This window comes from Burkholderia sp. AU19243, assembly GCF_018148075.1.
GTDB lineage: Bacteria > Pseudomonadota > Gammaproteobacteria > Burkholderiales > Burkholderiaceae > Burkholderia > Burkholderia latens_A.
Genome location: NZ_JAGSTV010000015.1, coordinates 48,405 through 65,941 on the forward strand (window position 1 = coordinate 48,405; position 17,537 = coordinate 65,941).

General features: G+C 66.4%; 16 protein-coding genes and 1 pseudogene. 11 read left to right on the forward strand and 6 right to left on the reverse strand.

Features of this window, described 5'->3' with window-relative positions; genetic code table 11:
- Nucleotides 1–62 precede the first annotated feature (62 nt).
- The 3 genes and pseudogenes from KDW55_RS24000 to KDW55_RS24010 all read right to left on the reverse strand — a co-directional run bounded on the left by KDW55_RS24000 (nt 63) and on the right by KDW55_RS24010 (nt 2,319).
- Nucleotides 63–635, reverse strand: a complete 573-nt coding sequence (locus tag KDW55_RS24000) for a PAS and helix-turn-helix domain-containing protein (RefSeq protein WP_080294468.1) — start codon at nt 633–635, stop codon at nt 63–65.
- A gap of 106 nt (nt 636–741) precedes the next feature.
- A pseudogene (locus tag KDW55_RS29780) lies at nt 742–971 on the reverse strand (hypothetical protein); the annotation flags it as partial.
- Nucleotide 972: 1 nt separating this feature from the next.
- Nucleotides 973–2,319 (reverse strand): MFS transporter, encoded by a 1,347-nt coding sequence (locus KDW55_RS24010; RefSeq protein ID WP_040139134.1) that lies wholly within the window; start codon nt 2,317–2,319, stop codon nt 973–975.
- Between the two features lie 296 nt (nt 2,320–2,615).
- Here KDW55_RS24010 and KDW55_RS24015 point away from each other — a divergent pair, with 296 nt between their 5' ends.
- The 9 genes from KDW55_RS24015 to KDW55_RS24055 all read left to right on the forward strand — a co-directional run bounded on the left by KDW55_RS24015 (nt 2,616) and on the right by KDW55_RS24055 (nt 10,992).
- On the forward strand, nt 2,616–3,815 hold the full coding sequence (locus KDW55_RS24015) for a PLP-dependent aminotransferase family protein (protein WP_040139135.1): 1,200 nt from the start codon (nt 2,616–2,618) through the stop codon (nt 3,813–3,815).
- Nucleotides 3,816–3,827: 12 nt separating this feature from the next.
- Nucleotides 3,828–4,016: a hypothetical protein gene (locus tag KDW55_RS24020; RefSeq protein WP_040139136.1), complete on the forward strand. Its 189-nt coding sequence runs from the start codon at nt 3,828–3,830 to the stop codon at nt 4,014–4,016.
- A 92-nt stretch (nt 4,017–4,108) separates the two neighbouring features.
- Nucleotides 4,109–4,711, forward strand: a complete 603-nt coding sequence (locus KDW55_RS24025) for a pyridoxamine 5'-phosphate oxidase family protein (protein ID WP_069242610.1) — start codon at nt 4,109–4,111, stop codon at nt 4,709–4,711.
- 169 nt (nt 4,712–4,880) lie between these two features.
- Entirely contained in the window at nt 4,881–6,158 is a 1,278-nt protein-coding gene (locus KDW55_RS24030; RefSeq protein ID WP_059546207.1) for an epoxide hydrolase, read from the forward strand.
- Between the two features lie 266 nt (nt 6,159–6,424).
- Entirely contained in the window at nt 6,425–7,468 is a 1,044-nt protein-coding gene (locus KDW55_RS24035) for an alpha/beta hydrolase (RefSeq protein WP_059546208.1), read from the forward strand.
- Nucleotides 7,468–8,007, forward strand: coding sequence for a cytochrome P460 family protein (locus tag KDW55_RS24040; RefSeq protein ID WP_040139140.1), 540 nt, complete (start codon nt 7,468–7,470; stop codon nt 8,005–8,007). The genes KDW55_RS24035 and KDW55_RS24040 overlap by 1 nt, the downstream gene beginning before the upstream one ends.
- A 270-nt stretch (nt 8,008–8,277) precedes the next feature.
- Entirely contained in the window at nt 8,278–8,640 is a 363-nt protein-coding gene (locus KDW55_RS24045) for a DUF4148 domain-containing protein (protein ID WP_040139141.1), read from the forward strand.
- A gap of 84 nt (nt 8,641–8,724) precedes the next feature.
- Nucleotides 8,725–9,516, forward strand: coding sequence for an alpha/beta hydrolase (locus tag KDW55_RS24050; RefSeq protein WP_040140936.1), 792 nt, complete (start codon nt 8,725–8,727; stop codon nt 9,514–9,516).
- A gap of 72 nt (nt 9,517–9,588) precedes the next feature.
- Nucleotides 9,589–10,992, forward strand: coding sequence for an amidase family protein (locus KDW55_RS24055; protein WP_212160556.1), 1,404 nt, complete (start codon nt 9,589–9,591; stop codon nt 10,990–10,992).
- 146 nt (nt 10,993–11,138) lie between these two features.
- Here KDW55_RS24055 and KDW55_RS24060 read toward each other — a convergent pair whose 3' ends face one another.
- Nucleotides 11,139–11,753, reverse strand: coding sequence for a LysE family transporter (locus KDW55_RS24060; RefSeq protein WP_059546211.1), 615 nt, complete (start codon nt 11,751–11,753; stop codon nt 11,139–11,141).
- 224 nt (nt 11,754–11,977) lie between these two features.
- On the opposite strand from KDW55_RS24060, the gene KDW55_RS24065 reads away from it, so the two are divergent.
- Nucleotides 11,978–13,126, forward strand: a complete 1,149-nt coding sequence (locus tag KDW55_RS24065) for a porin (RefSeq protein WP_212160554.1) — start codon at nt 11,978–11,980, stop codon at nt 13,124–13,126.
- A 105-nt stretch (nt 13,127–13,231) separates the two neighbouring features.
- On the opposite strand, the gene groL is transcribed toward KDW55_RS24065, so the two are convergent.
- Together groL and KDW55_RS24075 are read right to left on the reverse strand one after the other, a co-directional pair.
- On the reverse strand, nt 13,232–14,872 hold the full coding sequence (gene groL / locus KDW55_RS24070; RefSeq protein ID WP_040139145.1) for a chaperonin GroEL: 1,641 nt from the start codon (nt 14,870–14,872) through the stop codon (nt 13,232–13,234).
- Between the two features lie 12 nt (nt 14,873–14,884).
- The gene (locus KDW55_RS24075; protein ID WP_040139146.1) at nt 14,885–15,175 is read right to left on the reverse strand and encodes a co-chaperone GroES; all 291 of its coding nucleotides are present in this window, start codon (nt 15,173–15,175) and stop codon (nt 14,885–14,887) included.
- 410 nt (nt 15,176–15,585) lie between these two features.
- Between KDW55_RS24075 and KDW55_RS24080 the strand changes: the two genes are divergently transcribed.
- A complete protein-coding gene (locus KDW55_RS24080) occupies nt 15,586–17,535 on the forward strand; it encodes an arylsulfatase (protein ID WP_212160552.1) in 1,950 nt (649 codons plus the stop codon).
- The last annotated feature ends 2 nt before the right edge of the window (nt 17,536–17,537 follow it).

Consider the following 17,537-nt stretch of genomic DNA (forward strand, 5'->3'; position numbering starts at 1 on the left):
CGGAAAGGCGTGCGTCACGTGTTTGTTGCCGCGCGCACGACGCGTTGTCGATACGCGTGCCCTCACGCCAGCAGACACGCTATCAAGTCATGCGTCGTCCGCACCTCATACTTCCGCAGCAAACTCGCACGATGAATATCGACGGTGCGCGGGCTGATGCCCAGTTCCTTGCCGATTTCCTTGCTGGTGAGGCCATGCACCAGCAGCGCCGCGACGTCCCGCTCGCGATCGGTCAGCGTGCTCGTGACGTCGGTATGCTTGACGTTCTCCGACAGATCGGTGAACGTCCAGATCGCCAGCTCGAACGGCCGCTTCGGGTTGTATCCGAAACCGCAGACGGTGACCCAGAAGTGACTGCCGTCAACGCGCCGCATGATGCGGTCGTCGCTGAACCCGGCGTGTTTGGCAAGCAGCGGCGCGAGGCGCCGGCCCGTCGTCGCGAAGTCCTTCTGTTGCGGATAGAGCTTCGCGAACGACTGATCGATGATGTCGTCGCGCGTCGCCCTGAACAGTTGCAACGCCTTCTCGTTGCAGTCGATCATGATTCGCTCCTTCGCCACGATTGCCGCGACAGGCAGGTGCCTGAAGAGATCTTCGTAGTCGAGGGCGGGCATCGTGTCGGTCATGTTCGGCATCTCGTCGACGGTCCGAACCGTGTCCGGACCAGCGCTATCGGGCGGGGTTGTCTGCTGTCCGATTGTAGCGGCGGCGCAGGCGCGCGGAGCATCATCCGACGTGAACGATGTCGCCGAGATTGTTATCGAACGCATACGCGTTCTGGAAGCCGCGGATGATGCCGGTCTTGTGTTTCCGCTTCACGCGCAGGACGTCGTCGGTCGTGCGCACCAGCGTGAGAACACCGAGCGCTCGAACTTCGAAACGTTCAGGCCGTCGATGACGATGCTGGAATCGTGAAGGCTCGCCCCTGTGCGAGGGGCGTGCCGGGCGCCGGCTCGAGAAGCCGGCGCGATCTCAAACCGCGCGTTCGATGCCGCGCTTCGCGGACTGGCCGGTTCCCGCGGTAGCCGGGCCTGCATCCTCGAGTGCAGTCTTCGACGTTTCCGGCAGAGCGAGGCCGCCGATCATCGCGAAGATCGACACGGCGATCAGGTAGTACGCGGGCGACAGATTGGTGCCGGTCGCCGAAATCAGCCACGTGGCGACGAGCGGCGCCGTGCCGCCGAAGATCGTGTACGCGAGGTTGTACGTGATCGCCGATGCGGTATAGCGCGTTTTCGTCGCGAACACTTCCGACATCAGCGGCGCCGTCACCACACCGGAGAACACCGCGCCGATGGCGAGCAGCGCGACGCCGAGCAGCGAGTGCGACAACACGCCCGAACCGCCCAGCGAAAACGCCGGATACACCGACACGATGATGAAGATGCCGGTCGTGGCGATCGTCGCGCGGCGGCCGACGAGGTCCGAGTAGAAACCGGCGACCGGGCACAACGCTGCCGCGAAAAACAGCGCGAGCACCGTCACGAGCAGCGACGTGCCACGCGACAGGTGGCCGGCGACTTGCAGGTACGTCGCGAAATAGGTGGTGAACGTGTAGAACGACAGCGCCGTCACCGACACGAACGCGCCGAGCTTCAGGATGTTCCACGATTGCGAATGCAGCGTTTCCATCAGCGGCGCATGCGCGATGTCGTGCTTGCCTTCGAGCGCCTGGAACGCGGGCGTTTCATTGAGGTTCACGCGCAGGTAGACGCCGATGAGGCCGACCGGCGCCGCGATCAGGAACGGCACGCGCCAGCCCCAGTCGATCATCGCCTGCGACGACAGCGACGATTCGAGCAGATACGCGACCACGGCCGCGCACGCGAACGACGAGAACGTCGATACCGGCACGAAGCTGCCGAAGAATGCGCGGCGGCGGCGCGGCGCGTGTTCCATCACGTACGCGCACGCGCCGGCGTATTCGCCGCCGGCCGAAAAGCCTTGCACGCAGCGGATGATCGTCAGCAGCAGCGGCGCCCAGTAGCCGATGCTCGCGTAGGTCGGCAGCAGGCCGATCAGCGTCGTCGAGCCGGCCATCATCAGGATCGTCAACGCGAGCGTGCGCTTGCGGCCGATCCGGTCGCCGACGACGCCGAAGATCAGCCCGCCCAGCGGACGGAATGCAAAGGCCACCGCGAACACGGCGAAGGTTTTGAGGAGGCCGACCGTCGGGTCGCCGCTCGGGAAGAATTCGCGCGTCAGGATGGTGGCGAGAAAGCCGTATGCGGCGAAATCGAACCATTCGACAAAATTGCCGATGGACGCTGCGGCGATCACGCGCCGGAGTGTTTTGGTGTCGACGTCCTGGGTGGTCATGGTCGTGTCCTCTCTACGTGTGGGCGCTCGGTTCGCGTCGAAAACCATGGTAGGGAGGCCAATTACCTAGGTCGATAGGTGTCAATTACCTAGGTAATCGGAGGAGGCGAACCTGACCGGCGGATCTGGAACATTAATGACCAAACCGCAAGACCTAGTGCGTAGATATCGTTTGCCGCGCCGTTAATGACTATCGACAATCGTGGCTCGAATCCCCGCCGCTTGCGCCAGAAGCGCAGGGGCGGCCGGCACGTGGCGGCTATCCCGGCCGTCGCTGCCATCCAGCTCACGACGACATGTACGCGTTCACGCCCTCATTCCAGAATCCAGCCGGTTCGCCGATCCGCGAGCTGTTCAAGTACCTTTCCGAACCGGGGATGATCTCCTTCGCGGGCGGCTACCCGGCGAGCGACCTGTTCGACGTCGACGGCCTGAACACGGCTGCCGAACGCGCATATGCGCAGCCGGTCCGCTGCCTGCAATACGGCCCGACCGACGGCCTGGCGGAACTGAAGCAGCAACTGATCGCATTGATGGCGCGCCGCGGCGTCGCGTGCACGCCGGCCGAATTGCTCGTCACCACCGGTTCGCAGCAGGGGCTCGACCTGCTGCTGCGCGTGATGGTCGCGCCGGGCGACGTTGTGCTGACCGAACAACCCGCTTATCCGGCGACGCTGTCGGCGATGCGTCTGCAACAGGCGCGGATCGTGACGATCCCCGTCGATGGCGACGGCCTCGACGTCGACCGTCTCGCTTCGCTGCTCGCGTCGGGCGCGATCGCGCAGCCGAAGCTGCTGTACACGGTGCCGACCTTCGCGAACCCGACCGGCGCGACGCTTGCGCGCGAACGTCGGCTGAAGCTGTTGCGGCTCGCGGTGCAATACCGTTTCCTGATCGTCGAGGACGACCCGTACGGCGATCTGCGCTTCGCGGGCGAGCCGGTGCCCTCGATGCTCGCGCTGGCGAGCGAAGTCGAAGGTGCGCGCGACTGGATCGTGCACTTCGCGAGCCTGTCGAAAATCGTCGCGCCGGGGCTGCGCGTGGGCTGGACGATCGCGCCGGCCGAGATCGCACGCCGCTGCGTGATCGCGAAGCAGACGGTCGACCTGTGCAGCGCGCCGTGGACGCAAGCGATCGCCGCCGAGTATCTTGCCGACGGTGCGCTCGAACGCCATTTGCCGCACATCACGGCGGCCTACAAGCGCAAATGCGATGCGATGTGCGACGCACTGCGCGATGGCTTCGGCGACGCGATTACGTTTCATCGTCCCGAAGGCGGGATGTTCGTGTGGGCGCGGATCGGCGCGGTGTCGTCCGACGTGCTGCTGCAACGGGCGATCGCGAACAAGGTCGTGTTCGTGCCGGGCAACGCATTCTTCGCCGACAACGTCGACGCCGCGTCGCTGCGCCTGTCGTTCGCCGCGCCGGACGTCGATCCGATCCGGGAAGGCGTCGCGCGCCTGGTGCGCGCATATGGTGCGGCGCTGGCCGCGTGAGGAGACAGATAGATGAACATCGTCGTCAGCACCGCCGGATGGGCGGATGAAGCGCCGGGCATGGCCGGCGTCCGGCCCGTCGAGCACAGATCGTCGCAGATCAGCGCGGGGCCGCAATACGTGGCCGACGTGCTGGGCCGCTTCGGCGCGGAGCCGAACGACGCAGGCGACGCGGCGCCTGCCGTCCTCGGCTACAACTGAACCGGGCGGCCGCCCGCTCGCGCTGCCGGCAGCGCGCGGCCGCCGAGACGGTTAAGCTAGCGCGATCGACTCCCCGACACCGCCGCGCCCACATGTCCGATCCCGCTGCCGAATCGCTTGCGCAAACATACGACCGTCTATGGTCGTGCCTCGAATCCGGCGTCGGCGCACAGCGCTCGCCGTTCACGATGCTGCTGGCCGCGACGCTCGGCGTCGACGGCGCGCCGAAGGTGCGCATGGTCGTACTGCGGCAAGTCGATCGTGCGCGCCGCGTGCTGGCGTTCCATACCGACGTGCGTTCGGAGAAAGTGGCGGAGCTGCGCCGCGATCCGCGCATCGCGATCGTCGCGAACGATCTCGGCTCGCTCGTGCAGATTCGCGCGGAAGGTGTTTCATCGATCTGCGACGACGAAGCGCAACGTCGTGCGATCTGGCAATCGAGCCGCCCGCATACGCTGCTCCTGTATCGCGCGCCATTGCGCCCGGGCACGCCGATCGAGTCGCCTGACGACGCGCGCATCGCGGCGAGTCGAAGCACCGGCGCAACGGCAGACGACGACGGCTATCGAAACTTCTGCCTGATCCACGTGGACGTCACGCGCATCGACTGGCTCGAACTCGGGCGCAGCGGCCATCGGCGCGCGATCTTCGACGTGAGCGACGGCGGTTGCGAAGGACGCTGGGTTGCACCCTGACCGCGGTTTCCGCATCGCTGCTACAAACGCGTACAAACCAGACACATCCGGGATACATCAGACCTTTCAAATGGGCGACGCCGCATGACCAGCGCGCGCCCGTTCGAAAGTCGGCGCGATAGGTGCGCGGCATGTTCACTTTCCACTTTACGAAAGGAGATGCCGAACGATGTCTTCCACACCGTTTTCCCCGATGCGTCGCCACCTGCTGGCCAGTTCCGTTGCCGCCGGCGTCACCGCGATGCTGCCCACCGCGCTGCATGCGGCGACCGGCGGCGACGGCATACGCCCGTTCACCGCCCATATTCCCGATGAAGCACTGGCCGACCTGCGCCGGCGCATTGCCGCGACGCGCTGGCCGGGCCGCGAGACCGTCGCCGACGAATCCCAGGGCGTACGGCTCGCGCGCATGCAGGCGCTGCTGCGCTACTGGGGCACCGACTACGACTGGCGCAAGGGCGAGGCGCGCCTGAACGGTTTCCCGATGTTCATCACCGAAATCGACGGGCTCGACATTCATTTCATCCACGTGCGCTCGCGGCACGCGAACGCGATGCCGATGATCATGACGCATGGCTGGCCCGGCTCGATCTTCGAGTTGCTGAAGGCGATCGGCCCGCTCACGGATCCGACCGCGCACGGTGCAAGCGCCGACGATGCGTTCCACGTCGTCGTGCCGTCGCTGCCCGGCTTCGGCTTCTCGGGCCGTCCGACGAAGACGGGCTGGGGCTCCGACCACATCGCACGCGCGTGGGGCGAGCTGATGGCTCGTCTCGGCTATACGCGCTTCGTGTCGCAGGGCGGCGACTGCGGCTCGGTGATCTCGCACCGGATGGCGATGCAGCGCGTACAGGGCCTGGCCGGCATTCACGTGAACATGCCGGCGACGGTGCCGCCGGACATCGCAACGCTGCTGCAGACGGACGCGCCTGCGCCGGCATCGCTGTCGCCGAAGGAGAAGGCCGCGTACGAGAAGCTCGCGACGTTCTATCGCGACAATTGCGGTTACTCGGCGATGATGGTCACGCGTCCGCAGACGGTCGGCTACGCGCTCGCCGATTCGCCGTCGGGTCAGGCCGCATGGATGTACGACAAGATCTCGCAGTGGACCTACAGCGGCGGCGTGCCCGAACGCTCGATTCCGCGCGACGAGATTCTCGACGACATTTCGCTGTACTGGCTGACCAACACGGCCACGTCGTCCGCGCAGATCTACTGGGAGGATCACTCGAACAACTTCAACGCGGTGGACATCTCGCTGCCGGCGGCGATCACGGTGTTCCCCGGCGAAATCTACCAGGCGCCGCGCAGCTGGGCCGAGCGCAGCTATCACAACCTGATCTACTTCAACGAAGTCGACAAGGGCGGGCATTTCGCGGCGTGGGAAGAGCCGGAACTGTTCGCGCGCGAAGTGCGTGCGGGGTTCCGGCCGCTGCGGCGCGCGTGAGCGTGGCCGGATCGGGCGACGCTCGACGAGCCGGCGCGGGCGACTGCCCCGCGCGCCTGCGCCGGCCGCGAACCGTCGGTTCGCACGCGATTTTGAATCGTTGTTTGTCGGACTCGAACACAGATACGTTGAGATACAAAGCGTCCGGGCGGTTCGGATATAAAACCGGTGACGCGTATCACACGGCGGCGCAATGCCAGGCGCCGCCGGCGTGAACGGCGATACCGGAATTCCTTTCTTTGCGCTTCGACAATGGAGAACGAGTCATGCCCGATACCGTGAACACCCGCCGCCGCCTGATCCTGGGCTCGACACTCGCGAGCCTGAGCCTGGCCGATCTAGGCTTCAGCGCGCTCGCGAATGCGCAGCCGGCGCCCGCCGCATCGACATCGAAGGGCGCGGCCGGCGCCGCGTCGCTCGGCAAGATCCACCAGATCGACGCGGGTGTGCTGAACGTCGGGTATGCGGATCTCGGCCCGAAGAACGGCCCGGTCGTGTTCCTGCTGCACGGCTGGCCGTACGACATCTACAGCTACGCCGACGTCGCGCCGCTGCTGACGGCGGCCGGCTATCGCGTGATCGTCCCGTACCTGCGCGGTTACGGCTCGACGACGTTCCGCTCCGCCGACACGGTGCGCAACGGCCAGCAGGCCGTGACGGCCGTCGACATCGTCGCGCTGATGGATGCGCTGAAGATCGACAGCGCGGTGTTCGGCGGCTACGACTGGGGCGCGCGCACGGCCGACGTCATCGCGGCGCTGTGGCCGCAGCGCGTCAAGGCGCTGGTGTCGGTGAGCGGCTACCTGATCGGCAGCCAGGCGGCGAACGCCAAGCCGTTGCCGCCGCAGGCCGAATTGCAGTGGTGGTATCAGTTCTACTTCGCGACGGAGCGCGGCGCAATCGGTTACGCGGAGAATCGCGATGCATTCAACAAGCTGATCTGGCAGCTCGCGTCGCCGAAGTGGCAGTTCTCCGACGAAACGTTCGCGCGCAGCGCCGCATCGTTCCAGAATCCCGATCACGTTGCGGTCGTGATTCACAACTACCGCTGGCGCCTCGGCCTCGCGAAGGGCGAAGCGCAATACGACGACATCGAGCGGCGTCTTGCGGCCGGTCCGGTAATCACCGTGCCGACGATCACGATGGAAGGCGACGCGAACGGCGCGCCGCACCCGCAACCAGCCGCGTATGCGAAGAAGTTCACGGGCAAGTACCAGCACCGGACGATCACCGGCGGCATCGGCCACAACCTGCCGCAGGAAGCGCCGCAGGCGTTCGCCGACGCGATCCTGCAAGTGGAGCATCTGTGATGCGCGCGGATACTCACGTTTTGCGCGCCGGCGGCGCGCGCCGTGTGCTGATCGCGGGCGTGCTGCTCGCCGGCGCGCTGGCGGCAAGCGGCCCGGCCGCGCTGGCCGAGCAGCCGAAGCCGGCCGCGTCGCCGATCTACGGCGTGACGATTCCGCCCGGTTACCGGAAGTGGGAAATGGTCGCGCCGGCCGAGGAGGCGGCGCCGCTCGACGAGTTGCGCGTGGTGCTCGGCAATCCCGTCGCGATTCGAGCGCTCGAACAGTCGACGCTGCCGTTTCCGGACGGCACGATCCTCGTGAAGCTCGCGTACAAGCGCAAGCAGTCGGACGAATTCCCGCCGGCGACGGTGCCGGGCCAGGCGACGACCGTGCAGGTGATGGTGAAGGATTCGCGGCGCTATGCGTCGACGGGCGGCTGGGGTTTCGGGCGCTTCATCAACGGCGTGCCGGCCGATATCGGCCAGCACCAGACGTGCTTCGCCTGTCATCAGGCGCGCGTGAAGAATCACGATTATGTGTTCACGCGGCTCGCGCCTTGACGTGACCTGACGAAGCGGTTCGACGGACAGGCGTGCCGACGGCGGCACGCCTTTTTTGCGTTGAGCGGCAGGTGCGGCGATCGGCGCGTGTGTATCGCACTGTATCGGGAGCCGTTGCGGAAACATCGGCTTGCACAGCACCCCGGTTCCGGAAACATGCCGGATACGTGAGCGGGTTCTACTGTCGACATGCAGCAAACGTTCGGTGCCATACGTTCGCACCGGACGCCGAATGATCGATATCCCCCACTTCCGCCAAGGAGAACTGTCATGAAAGCCGCTCGAATCCTCGCAGTTGCCGTACTCGCCGCGATCCCCGCTTTGTCGTTTGCCGATACCGGCCATGGTCTCACGCGTGCCGACGTGCGCGCCGATCTCGTCCGGCTCGAGAAGGCCGGCTACAGCCCGGCCGGCAGCGAAGCGCATTACCCGGACGACATCGCCGCTGCGGAGAGCGCTGTCGCGGCCGCCGAGCAGGTCGCCCGTTCCGACCAGAACGGCCCGTCGAAGTCGCAGGGCGACAACGTCGCCGCCGTCGCGCCGGCCGCCCGCTTCGCCGCGGCGGGACCGCGCGCCGCGCACAACGTACGCAGCACACGCACGGATGCCGACGATCTGTACGCGCATTCGTAATCCGCGGCCGCGCATGCGTTACGCAGCGCGGCGCGATCTGCAACATTCCAGATGATCAACAACACGACAGACAGGAGCATGACGATGGTCGGTTTGACGAAACGGGTTCTGGTGTCCGCGGCGGTGCTCGGCGGGCTGTTCGGTGCGATGACGGCGCAGGCGGCGCCGAAGGACGATCTGAAAGGCACGAACGTCGTACTCGTGCACGGCGCGTTCGCGGACGGGTCGAGCTGGAATCGCGTCATTCCGCTGCTCGAGGCGCGTGGGCTGCATGTGGTCGCGGTGCAGAATCCGCTGAGCTCGCTCGCCGACGATGCGGCCGCGACGAAACGTGCGATCGACGCGCAGACGGGCCCCGTCGTGCTGGTCGGCCACTCGTGGGCCGGCGTCGTGATCAGCGACGCGGGCAATGACGACAAGGTGAAGTCGCTCGTCTACGTCGCCGCGTTCGCGCCGGACAACGGCCAGTCGATTGCCGACGTGACGCAGGGGTTGCCGGCGCCTGCATGGGCCGGCGAGCTGCGCAAGGACGCCGGCGGCTTCACGACGCTGTCGGACAACGCGATCGCGCACGATTTCGCACCTGACTTGCCGCCCGCGCAGCAGCGCGTCGTCGCGGCGACGCAAGGACCGTGGTACGGCGGCTGCATTTCGGAGAAGGTGACGCAGGCCGCATGGCACGTGAAGCCGTCGTCGTTCGTCGTCGCGACGCAGGATCGGATGATCGATCCTAAACTGCAGGATGCGATGGCGAAGCGGATCGGTGCGACGGTCACGCGCGTGAACGGCAGCCACGTCGCGATGCTGAGCCAGCCGAAGGCCGTGGCCGACGCGATCATCGCGGCAGCGGAACGTGCGAAGCACGATGCGCAGTGAGTGAAGGCTGCGCCACGCCGCGACGCGCGTGGCGCCGCGAGTGATGGTGATGTCCTTGCACGAGGAGAAGTCATGACGCAGCAGCTTTGGAAATTGTCGGCGACCGAGATCGCGAAGCGGGTGCGGCAACGTGAAGTGTCGGCGCGGGAAGTGGCGGATGCGGCGCTGGCCCGTCTCGACGCGGTGAATCCGGCGATCAACGCGGTGGTCGAGCATCGCCCCGACGACGTGCGCCGGCAGGCCGACGAAGTCGATCGCGCGATCGCGCGCGGCGACGATCCAGGCCCCCTGGCCGGTGTGCCGGTGACCGTGAAGATCAACGTCGACGTCGCGGCATTCGCGACGACCAACGGCACGCGGTTGCAGGAACACCTGATCGCGAACGCCGACAGCCCGTCCGTCTCGAACCTCAGAAAAGCCGGTGCGGTGCTGCTCGGCCGCAGCAATTCGCCGACGTTCGCGCTGCGCTGGTTCACGTCGAATCTCGTGCACGGTCATACGTACAATCCGCGCAACCGCTCGCTGACGCCGGGCGGGTCGAGCGGCGGCGCGGCGGCCGCGGTAGCGGCCGGGATCGGCGCGCTCGCGCTCGGCACGGACATCGGCGGCTCGGTGCGCTACCCGGCCTATGCGTGCGGCGTGCACGGCATCCGCCCGTCGCTCGGGCGTGTGCCGGCGTTCAATGCATCGTCGCCGGAGCGCGCGATCGGCGCGCAACTGATGTCGACGACGGGGCCGATCGCGCGCACGATCGACGATCTCGCGCTCGCGCTGCGCGCGCTCGCCGCGCCGGACCTGCGCGATCCGTGGTTCGTGCCGGTGCCGATCGACGGACGCGACGTGGCGAGGCGTGCGGCGGTGTGCGTGCGGCCGGGCGGGCTGCAGGTCGCGCCCGAAGTCGAGGCTGCGTTGCGCGATGCCGCACGCCGGCTCGTCGATGCCGGGTGGACCGTCGATGAAATCGACGATACGCCGCCGATGCGCGAGGCCGCGCTGTTGCAGGAGCAACTCTGGCTCGGCGACGGATTCGACGCGCTGGCGAACGCGGTCGCGAGCGACGGCGATCCAGGCGCGGCCGCGGTGATCGCCGGTGTGCGCGGCAAGGTGCGCGATCTGCCGGCCGACGTGATCAGCCGCGCGCTCGTGCAGCGCACGACGCTGACGCGGCAGTGGCGGCTATTCCTCGACGAATACGCGGTGTTGCTGTTGCCCGTGTCGTCGGAACTGCCATTCGCCGACGATCTCGATCGGCAAGGGCCGGAAGGTTTCGCGCGGGTATGGGAAGCACAATTGACGCTGCGTGCTCTGCCGGCGATGGGACTGCCGGGGCTGGCGGTGACGACGGGAAGCGTCGGCGACGTGCCGGTCGGCGTGCAGGTGGTCGCCGCGCATCATCGCGAGGATCTGTGTCTGCTCGCCGGGCGCGATATCGAGGCGCGCGGCGCGTCGATCGATGTGGTCGATCCGGCTGCGTGACTCGATGACAGGCGTGCCGCATCGATGAGCAGGCTCGCGACGCGACGATCGTCGATGTTGCGAGCGACAAGGCCGCTTGCGTGTCCCGATGACGGGATGCCGCAAGCGGCTTTTTTTCGTCGACGCAGCAACGCGTTCCAGGACGCTCAACGCCCCGCCAGCATCCGTCCGCCAAGCCCCATCAGCAGCACCCCGGCCGTCGTATCGATCGCGGCCTTGCGTCGGACCAGCAGCCCGCGCACCGACGGGTGCGACGCGAGCAGCGCCATCGTGCAGTACCACGCGCCCGAAATCGCGATCGACAATGCGACGACCGTGACATTGAACCACGCCGGCGCATGGGCGGGGACCATCAACGCGAAGATGCTGCCGTAGAACGCGACGGCCTTCGGGTTCGTCATGCTGGCGACAAAGCCTTTCTTCGCCGCGTGCCAGCCGGCGGACACCGTGCGCGCCGACACGGCCAACGGCTTGCGCGCGTTCAGCACCATCTTCAGGCCGAGCCAGATCAGATAGGCGGCGCCTGCCAGCCGCAGCGCGGTGTGCACCCAGCCGACGTGCGTTACCAGCACGCTCAGGCCGGCAATCGCAATCGCGGCCCAGGTGCCCGATGCGGCGGCGAGTCCCAGAGCGGTGATCACGCCGGCTCGGCGCTGCGCGACCGCGGTCGATGTCACGATCACGAAGTTCGGGCCCGGGCTGGCAACGCTGAGCAGCAGGACGCCGGCGAGCGGCAGCAGGGAGTGGACGGGAGTCGACATGGCCGTGGGCAGCGAAGCGGAATGGGCTTTCATGTTACCCGAGCGCGACGCCCCGGCGTCTTCCCGGCTGCGGCCGCAATTGTTGACGGTATTGGAAAGGTCCGCTCCAGAAGCAGCAATAGGTGCGGCGAATATGACCGATTATTCTCCCGATCGCGGTACCGGGCGGCGAGCGCAACTGCTGTCGGACTGCTTACAAAATCAATTGCTCAGGGAGGCCTTCCATGACCCGCATCGTCGTTGCCGGTGGTATCGGCGCGGTTTTCGTCGCCGCAGCATCGTCTGCGTTCGCGCAGAGTTCCGTCACGTTGTATGGCCTCGTCGATACGGCGATTCGTTATCAGACCAACGCCGGTCCTGACGGCAAGGATCTGGTCGGCATGACCGTCGGTCCGGAAACGCACAGCCGCTGGGGCTTGCGCGGCAGCGAGGATCTCGGCGGCGGGCTGTCGGCGATCTTCCGTCTCGAGAACGGCTTCGAGCTCGGCGACGGCAAGCTCCACGTCGCGAACACGTTGTTCAGCCGGCAAGCGTACGTCGGCCTGTCGAGCAACCGGTACGGGGCGCTGACCTTCGGTAACCAGTACGCGCCGCTGTACGACACGATGGGCGACGTATTCGATCCGATGACCGTCGGCGACTACTGGCAGGACAGCTGGGCGTACAACGGCATCGGCAACTACCTGACGGTGCCGAATTCGGTGAAGTACAAGTTCTCATACAACGGCTTCGACGTCGATGCGATCTACGGTTTCGGCAATCATGCCGGTGCAATGGGCCTGGACAGCACGTACGGTGTCGAACTTACCTACGCGCAAGGTCCCGCATCGATCAACACCGGCTTTCAGCAAACGTCGGTGTCGTCGGTGAACGGCAGCGCGGTCAACGGTGCGAAGGTGAATTTCGTGCACGTGAGCGGCGCGTACCAGGTTACGCAGACGGTGCGCGTGCTGGCCGGCTGGCTGCATGGGCAGGACAAGACGGGGACGACCGATTTCAACATGCAGCAAGGCGGCGCACCCGCGTTGCGCGGCGGCAGCCCCAACCGGATCGACGATACGTTCTATGTGGGCGCGAACTGGCAGGCCACCGCGCCGTTGCTGATCACGGTCGCCGGCTACTACGGCCACGCGCGCAACGCGGAGCGGCTCGACGGCACGCTCGGTTCCGGGATCAATTATTCGGCGACCGTGCTCGCCGAGTATGCATTGTCGAAGCACACGGAGATATACGGGACGGCCGACTTCGCACGCGGCAACGGCGCGTTCGCCGCCGATTATCCCGGCGTCACCAACCGGCAGACGGGGAGGGTCGACCAGATCGGCCGGACCAACAACGTCGGCGTCGCGATCGGCCTGCGCCAGATGTTCTGACCGCGGCTCGCGGGGCGTGAAAAAAAACGCGCGGCGAAAGGTGTCGCCGCGCGCCGCCTGGAGATAACGCGTGCGGGGCCGGTTCGGAGCCCGCACGCACCGTCGTCAGAAATCGAACCCGGGCCCGCCCGCACCGGGCCCGCCCGGCGCAGCGGCCGGCGCCGCATCCTTCGGCGCTTCGAATACGGTCGCATCGGTCGTCAGCAGCAGGCCCGCGACCGACGCCGCGTTCTGCAGCGCGGTGCGCGTGACCTTGGTCGGATCGAGCACGCCCGATTCGACGAGGTCGCCGTATTCGCCGGTCTGCGCGTTGTAGCCGAAATTGCCCGTGCCCTCCGCGACTTTCGCGACGACCACGCTCGCTTCCTCGCCCGCATTCGTGACGATCTGGCGCAGCGGTTCCTCGAGTGCGCGCAGCACGATCTTGATGCCTGCGTTCTGGTCGGCGTTGGCGCCGTGGAGCTCGCGGATCGCCTGACGCACGCGAATCAGCGCGACGCCGCCGCCCGGCACGATGCCTTCTTCGACGGCCGCGCGCGTCGCGTGCAGCGCATCGTCGACGCGGTCCTTCTTCTCCTTCACTTCGATCTCGGTCGCGCCGCCGACCTTGATCACCGCGACGCCGCCCGCGAGCTTCGCCACGCGTTCCTGCAGCTTCTCGCGATCGTAGTCGGACGTCGCCTCGTCGATCTGCACGCGAATCTGCTTCACGCGCGCTTCGATGTTCTTCGCGTCGCCGGCGCCGTCGATCACCGTCGTGTTTTCCTTGCCGACTTCGATGCGCTTCGCCTGGCCAAGCTCGGCGAGCGTCGCCTTGTCGAGCGTCAGCCCGGTTTCTTCCGCGATGACCTGGCCGCCGGTCAGGATCGCGATGTCTTCCAGCAGCGCCTTGCGGCGATCGCCGAAGCCTGGCGCCTTCACCGCGACCGTCTTCAGGATCCCGCGGATGTTGTTCACGACCAGCGTCGCGAGCGCTTCGCCTTCGACGTCCTCCGCGATGATCAGCAGCGGGCGGCCCGACTTCGCAACCTGTTCGAGCACCGGCAGCAGATCGCGAATGTTCGAGATCTTCTTGTCGTGCAGCAGGATGTACGGGTTTTCGATCTCGGCGATCTGCTTGTCGGGGTTGTTGATGAAATACGGCGACAGGTAGCCGCGATCGAATTGCAGCCCTTCGACGACGTCGAGCTCGTCGGCGAGCGACTTGCCGTCCTCGACGGTGATCACGCCTTCCTTGCCGACACGGTCGATCGCTTCCGCGATGCGCTGGCCGATCGACTCCTCGCCGTTCGCGGAGATCGTCGCGACCTGCGCAATCTCCTTGCTGGTGGTGGTCGGCTTGCTGATCTTCTTCAGCTCGTCGACAGCGGCCGCGACGGCCTTGTCGATCCCACGCTTCAGGTCGAGCGGATTGAGCCCGGCCGCGACATATTTCTGGCCTTCACGCACGATCGCCTGCGCGAGCACGGTCGCGGTTGTCGTGCCGTCGCCGGCTGCATCGCTGGTGCGCGACGCCACTTCCTTCACGAGCTGCGCGCCGATGTTCTGCAGCTTGTCCGCGAGCTCGATTTCCTTCGCGACCGACACGCCGTCCTTCGTGACGACGGGCGCGCCGAAGCTGCGTTCGAGCACGACGTTGCGGCCCTTGGGCCCGAGCGTGACCTTCACCGCGTTCGCGAGAATGTTGACGCCTTCGGTCAGCTTCGCACGCGCGACGTCGCTGAAAATGATTTCCTTCGCTGCCATGATTGCGCTCCGTTATTGATTGACGACCGCGACGATATCTTCCTCGCGCAGCACGAGAAACTCGGTGCCGTCCACCTTGACGGCCTGGCCTGCGTACTTGCCGAACAGCACGCGTTCGCCGATCTGCAGGTCGGGCACGACGCGCTGGCCGTCCGCGTCCTTGCGGCCGGGGCCGACGGCGATCACTTCGCCCTGGTCGGGTTTTTCTGCGGCGCTGTCGGGGATCACGATGCCCGACGCGGTGGTGGTTTCCTGGTCGAGTCGCTTCACGATGACGCGGTCGTGCAACGGGCGTAGGCTCATTTTTTCGTCCTGTGCTGTTCTGTCCGGAAGGATGGGTTGGCACTCTTCAACAGAGAGTGCTGACGAGTATAAAAATGCGCGGCGGCGCGATCCAATAACGGATTCGGAAAAGCATTTGCGCGGATGCGCTATGGGCCGGCGGCGTGCACGGCTGCTGCGACGACGCGTCGCGAATGGTCGATGCGGCGGTTCATGTCCTGAATGCCGGTTGACAAGCAATCCTGATTTGGCGTTGCGTACGCAGGTTGTCGAAAACGTCGGACCGTAATCGATTTCGACGAGTGGCCGCCTGGCCGCGTCGTCGCGAATCGCATATTCCCCCGTCCCGTTAGCATGTGACGAATCCGACTTTGGGCGCCGCGCGCGCGACGCTAAGATCGCCGATCCCGTAGATCGTGTGCGCCACAACAATGAAAAAATCCGCTTCGCCGTTGTTTGCCTTTCGTTTCCGTGTGGTCTGCGCCGCGATCGCCGGCGCGCTGTCGCTCGCGTCGTGCGGCGGCGTCGACAGCAATCCGCCTCCGCAAGCCAGCGCGGCGCCGGCGCCCAAACGCCCGAACATCCTGTACATCATGGCCGACGATCTCGGCTATTCCGACATCCATGCATTCGGCGGCGAGATCAACACGCCGAACCTCGACGCGCTCGTCGCGTCGGGCCGCATCCTGTCGAATCATCACACCGGCACCGTGTGCGCGATCACGCGCGCGATGCTGATTTCCGGAACCGACCACCATCTCGTCGGCGAAGGCACGATGGGCGTGCCGACCGACGAACGTCGCGGCCTGCCCGGCTACGAAGGCTATCTGAACGATCGCGCGCTGTCGTTCGCACAACTGCTGAAGGATGCGGGCTATCACACGTACATCGCGGGCAAGTGGCACATCGGCTCGGGGATCGTCGGCAGTGCGACGGGCAGCGGGCAGACGCCGGACCAGTGGGGTTTCGAGCGCAGCTACGTACTGCTCGGCGGCGCGGCGACGAACCACTTCGCGCACGAGCCGGCCGGCTCGACGAACTACACGGAAGACGGTCGCTACGTGCAGCCGGGTCAGCCCGGGCAGCCGGGCGGAACGGGTGGCAGCCCGGCCGTGTTCTATTCGACGGACTTCTATACGCAGAAGCTGATTTCGTACATCGATGCGAACAGGCAGGATGGCAAACCGTTCTTCGCGTACGCGGCGTACACGTCGCCGCACTGGCCGCTGCAGGTTCCGGACCCATGGCTGCACAAATACGCGGGCGTGTATGACGCCGGCTATGACGCGATCCGCAATGCGCGCATCGCGCGGCAGAAGGCGCTCGGCCTGATTCCCGCCGACTTCAAGCCGTTCGACGGTTTGCCGGAAACGACATCGGCGTCGCCCGCGACGGCGAACAACGGCGCCGCGAACGCGAAGTACATCAGCGCCGTGCATTCGGCTGCCGATGGCTACAGCGACTACGGCGCCGGCAAGGTCGACAAGCTGTGGGCCAGCCTGAGCCCCGCCGAGCGCAAGGCGCAAGCGCGCTACATGGAGATTTACGCCGGGATGGTCGAGAACCTCGACTACAACATCGGCCTGCTGATCCAGCACCTGAAGGACATCGGCGAATACGACAACACGTTCATCATGTTCCAGTCGGACAACGGCGCGGAAGGCTGGCCGATCGATTCCGGCGCGGACCCGACGGCGACCGACACCGCGAACGCGCAGGAGCCGACTTATTCGGCGCTCGGTACCGACAACGGCAAACAGAACGCGCAGCGGTTGCAGTACGGGCTGCGCTGGGCCGAAGTGAGCGCGACGCCGTTCCGGCTCACGAAGGGCTATTCGGCGGAGGGCGGCGTGTCGACGCCGACGATCGTGCGCCTGCCGGGCCAGACGCGGCAGTTGCCGACGCTGCGCGCGTTCACGCACGTGACCGACAACACGGCGACGTTCCTCGCGGTCGCAGGCGTCACGCCGCCGTCGCAGCCGGCGCCGCCGCTCGTGAACACGCTGACGGGCGTCGATCAGAACAAGGGCAAGGTCGTCTACAACAACCGCTACGTGTATCCGGTCACCGGCCAGTCGCTGCTGCCGGTGCTGACCGGTTCCGCGTCGGGAGAAGTGCATACGACGCCGTTCGGCGACGAAGCGTATGGCCGCGCCTACCTGCGCAGCGCCGACGGTCGCTGGAAGGCGTTGTGGACGGAGCCGCCGCTCGGGCCGCTCGACGGCCACTGGCAACTGTACGACCTGACGGCAGACCGCGGCGAGACGACGGATGTGTCAGCGCAGAACCCGTCGGTAATCGGCACGCTGGTCGACCAGTGGAAGACCTACATGAGCAACGTCGGCGGTGTGGAGCCGCTGCGTCCTCGCGGCTATTACTGAGG